Source organism: Mycobacterium sp., from assembly GCF_050701675.1.
In the GTDB taxonomy this organism is placed as follows: Bacteria; Actinomycetota; Actinomycetes; order Mycobacteriales; family Mycobacteriaceae; genus Mycobacterium.
In genome coordinates this window covers 1-4,180 of sequence record NZ_JBOGDD010000935.1, presented here as the reverse complement: position 1 = coordinate 4,180, position 4,180 = coordinate 1, and the positions used below count along the sequence as shown (strand labels likewise).

Below are 4,180 nucleotides of genomic sequence, written 5' to 3'. Positions count from 1 at the left end.
CTGCAAGGCCTTCCGCTGTTGAACGATCCCCGGGTGATCGTCAAGCCACTTGCCGACGGCTCGGTCGCGGTGGCGCTGTTCAACTCCGCCGCCGCGCCGGTCTCCATTCACACCGACACCAGGGCGGTCGGCCTGTCCGGGGCCGACTGCTACGTCGTACGCGATTTGTGGGAGCACTCCGAGACCACCACGACGGGTGATGTCGGACAGACGGTTCCCGCACATGGCGTCGTGATGCTGCGGGTGACGCGCTGCGAGTAGGGCTCAGTTCGCGTGCAGCGCCTCGTTCAGCGTGATGCCGGTGCCGTCGCGCGATACCACCTCGACCGCCCCGGACACCGAATTGCGCCGGAAGAGAAGGTTGTTCGCACCGGACAGCTCCCTGGCCTTGACGGTAGTGGCCGTCTGGCCACCGCCTGTCGTGGTCACCTTGGTGCCGCCCGTCACGTACAGGCCGGCCTCGATCACGCAGTCATCGCCGAGTGAGATGCCAAGACCCGAGTTGGCGCCGAGCAGACAGCGCTTGCCGACCGAGATGACCTCTTTGCCGCCGCCGGAAAGGGTGCCCATGATCGAAGCGCCGCCGCCGACGTCGGAACCGTCGTCGACCACCACGCCCGCCGAGATCCGGCCCTCGACCATCGACGTGCCCAGCGTCCCGGCGTTGAAGTTCACGAAGCCCTCGTGCATCACCGTCGTGCCCGATGCCAGGTGGGCGCCGAGGCGCACCCGGTCCGCGTCGGCGATCCGGACGCCCGTCGGCACCACGTAGTCGACCATGCGAGGGAACTTGTCGATGCCGTACACGGCCACCGGTCCGCGCCGTCGCAACCGCGCCCTGGTCAGCTCGAACCCGTCGACGGCACACGGTCCGTAACTCGTCCACACCACGTTGGCCAGCACCCCGAAGACGCCGTCCATGTTCGCGTCGTGCGGAGCGATCAGGCGGTGTGAAAGGAGGTGCAGCCGCAGGTAGGCGTCGAAGGCGTCGACGGGCTTGTCGTCCAGCGACGCGATCGTGGTGCGCACGATGACGGTTTCCACGTCGCGGTCCTCGTCGCGACCGGTCAGCGCGGCCAGCTGGTCGGTCACCTCGGCCACCGAGAGCCGGTTCGTGCCGGTGGGTCCGTCGCCGGACAGCTCCGGCTCGGGGAACCACGTGTCGAGAATCGTTCCGTCGGCCGCGATGGTGGCCACGCCGACGCCTGATGCGGAAGTCACGGTGCTAGAGGCTACTGGACTACCGTGGACCGCTGTGGGCCTGGACTTACGCGCTGATCCGATCGACCTGACCGCCGCGCTGGTGGACATCCCCAGCGAGTCACGCAACGAGCAGCGCATCGCCGACGAGATCGAGGCGGCACTGCGCGCCCAGGCGGGCGGCTACGAAGTCATCCGCAGCGGCAACGCCGTGTTGGCTCGCACCGACTTCGGTCGACCGTCGCGGGTGCTGCTTGCGGGTCACACCGATACCGTCCCCGCTGCGGACAACCTGCCCAGCCGACTCGTCGCCGGGGAACTGCACGGCTGCGGCACCTCGGACATGAAGTCCGGCGACGCAGTCTTCCTGCACCTGGCCGCCACGATCGCCGACCCGTCGCACGACATCACGTTGGTGATGTACGACTGCGAGGAGATCGAGTCCAGCGCCAATGGCCTCGGCCGCATCGAACGCGAGCTGCCCGACTGGTTGCAGGCCGATGTCGCCATTCTTGGCGAACCGTCGGGTGGTTTCATCGAAGCGGGCTGTCAGGGGACCATCCGCGTGGTCGTCCGCGCCACGGGCACCCGCGCCCACTCGGCGCGATCGTGGCTGGGCGACAACGCCATTCACAAACTCGGCGCCGTGCTCGACCGGCTGTCGTCCTATCGCCCCCGCAACGTCGACATCGACGGCTGCACCTATCGCGAAGGGCTGTCGGCCGTGCGGATCGACGGCGGCATCGCGGGCAACGTCATCCCCGACGCTGCGTCGGTCACGGTGAACTTCCGCTTCGCGCCCGACCGCAGCGTCGAGCAGGCGACCGCACACGTACACGAGGTTTTCGACGGGCTCGACGTCGAGATCGAACGGACGGACGCCGCCGCCGGCGCGCTGCCCGGGCTGACCAAACCGGCCGCCGCGGCGCTCGTCGAGGCCGCAGGGGGACAGGTGCGCGCCAAGTACGGCTGGACCGACGTCGCCCGGTTCGCGGCGCTCGGCATCCCCGCCGTCAACTACGGCCCCGGCGACCCGAACATGGCTCACCGCGTCGATGAGCGGGTGGACGTCGCGCAGATCACGGCCGCCACCGAGACGCTGCGGAAATATCTGGTTGACTGACGCCGCTAACATGGTCTACAAGCGTCGAATCAACATGAGGTGGGCCGAAGACATGGTGGGAGAAGACATCTCCGGGTGACCGGAGCACGTCGTCGTCTTCCGCCCCCGTGCCGTGGCTCGATTCCACGGACCCACCGAGAGATCTCCCTCGTGTCCGACGTTTCCGTCGTTTCCTCGCATCTGTCGTTCGGCTGGCCCGACGGCACCCCGCTGTTCGCCGATCTGTCCTTCGCCATCCCTGGCGGTCGCACCGGTCTGGTCGCGCCCAACGGGGCGGGCAAGAGCACGCTGCTCAAGCTCGTGGCCGGTGAGCACCGACCCACCGCTGGGTCCGTGACCGTCGACGGCACGGTGGGCTACCTGCCGCAGACCCTGCCGTTGGATGGTGAGCGAACCGTCGCCGAGGTGCTCGGTGTCGCACCGGTCATCGCCGCCCTCGACGCGCTGGCCGCCGGCGATGCCTCGGACGCGGTGTTCGCCGCGATCGGGGACGACTGGGACGTCGAGGAGCGGCTGCGCGCCCAGCTCGACCGGCTTGGGCTGGGTCACCTCGCTCTGGCCCGGCCCCTGCGGTCACTCAGCGGTGGGGAGGTGATCTCCGTTGGCCTGGCTGCGCAGCTGCTCATGCGGCCCGACGTGCTGCTGCTCGACGAGCCGACCAACAACCTCGACGTCGAGGCCAGGCAGCGGCTCTACGCCGCGCTCGACGACTTCGGCGGCACCCTGCTGGTCGTCAGCCACGACCGAGTGCTGCTCGACCGGATGGACCGCATCGCTGAGCTGTATCGCGGTGAGATCGCCTTCTTCGGGGGCACTTTCACCGAATACGAGAATGCGATCTACGCGGCCCAACGATCCGCCGCGGCCGACATCCGCAACGCCGAACAGCTGCTGAAGCACGAGAAGCGGCAGATGCAGCAGGCCCGCGAGCGTGCCGCCAAGCGCTCGAGCACCGCCGCGCGCAACGTCAAGGACGCCGGCTTGCCCAAGATCGTGGCTGGCAAGCTCAAGCGCGACGCTCAGGAATCCGCCGCCCGCTCGGACGACGTGCACGCCAAGCGGGTCGACGATGCCCGAGCGCGACTCGATCAGGCCGAGCGCGCACTGCGTGACGACGACGCCATCGTGCTCGACCTGCCCGACACCGATGTCCCCGCGGGCCGCACCGTTCTCGCCGCCCGCGGTCTTCGAATGCATCTGCGTGACCGAGATCTGTTCGGACACAACGGCATCGATCTCGACATTCGCGGGCCCGAACGCATCGCGCTGACCGGATCCAACGGAGCGGGCAAGTCGACGCTGCTGCGGATGATCAACGGCGACCTGGCACCGGAGCAGGGGGACGTGCAACGCTCCGAGGGCCGGATCGCCTATCTGTCCCAGCGGCTCGATCTGCTGGATCCCGACTGCACCGTCGCAGAGAGCCTCGCCGCATTCGCGCCCAGCCTGCCGCACACCCGCCGCATGCATCTGTTGGCGCAGTTCCTGTTTCGCGGTGACCACATCCATCTGCCCGTCGCGGCGTTGTCGGGTGGTGAACGGCTGCGGGCAACACTGGTCTGCGTGCTCAACGCCGAACCGGCGCCGCAGCTGCTGCTACTCGACGAGCCGACCAACAACCTCGATCTGGTCAGCGTCGGTCAGTTGGAGTCCGCCTTGAACGCCTACCGAGGCGCCTTCGTGGTGGTCAGCCACGACGAGAGGTTCCTGGATGCGATCGGAGTGCAACGCCGGCTTCGCCTCGCAGACGGGGTGCTGGCCTAGGAGATCGCTGCAAAGCACGCCCGATCTCGGCCATCGGATGTGCGCTAAAACTTGATATCACCCGCGATATCAAGTTTCAGGAGCATGTGCCAG

3 protein-coding genes and 1 pseudogene are annotated in these 4,180 nt (G+C 68.1%); 3 read left to right on the top strand and 1 reads right to left on the bottom strand.

Features of this window, described 5'->3' with window-relative positions; all coding sequences use genetic code 11:
• Positions 1–261 (top strand): annotated as a pseudogene (locus ACRDUX_RS28430) (glycoside hydrolase family 27 protein); the annotation flags it as partial.
• 3 nt (positions 262–264) lie between these two features.
• On the opposite strand, the gene dapD reads toward ACRDUX_RS28430, so the two are convergent.
• On the bottom strand, positions 265–1,221 hold the full coding sequence (gene dapD / locus ACRDUX_RS28425) for a 2,3,4,5-tetrahydropyridine-2,6-dicarboxylate N-succinyltransferase (RefSeq protein WP_526418783.1): 957 nt from the start codon (positions 1,219–1,221) through the stop codon (positions 265–267).
• Between the two features lie 34 nt (positions 1,222–1,255).
• Here dapD and dapE point away from each other — a divergent pair, with 34 nt between their 5' ends.
• Positions 1,256–2,323, top strand: a complete 1,068-nt coding sequence (dapE, locus tag ACRDUX_RS28420; RefSeq protein WP_526418781.1) for a succinyl-diaminopimelate desuccinylase — start codon at positions 1,256–1,258, stop codon at positions 2,321–2,323.
• Between the two features lie 150 nt (positions 2,324–2,473).
• Positions 2,474–4,087, top strand: coding sequence for an ABC-F family ATP-binding cassette domain-containing protein (locus tag ACRDUX_RS28415; protein ID WP_526418779.1), 1,614 nt, complete (start codon positions 2,474–2,476; stop codon positions 4,085–4,087).
• Positions 4,088–4,180: the final 93 nt, after the last annotated feature.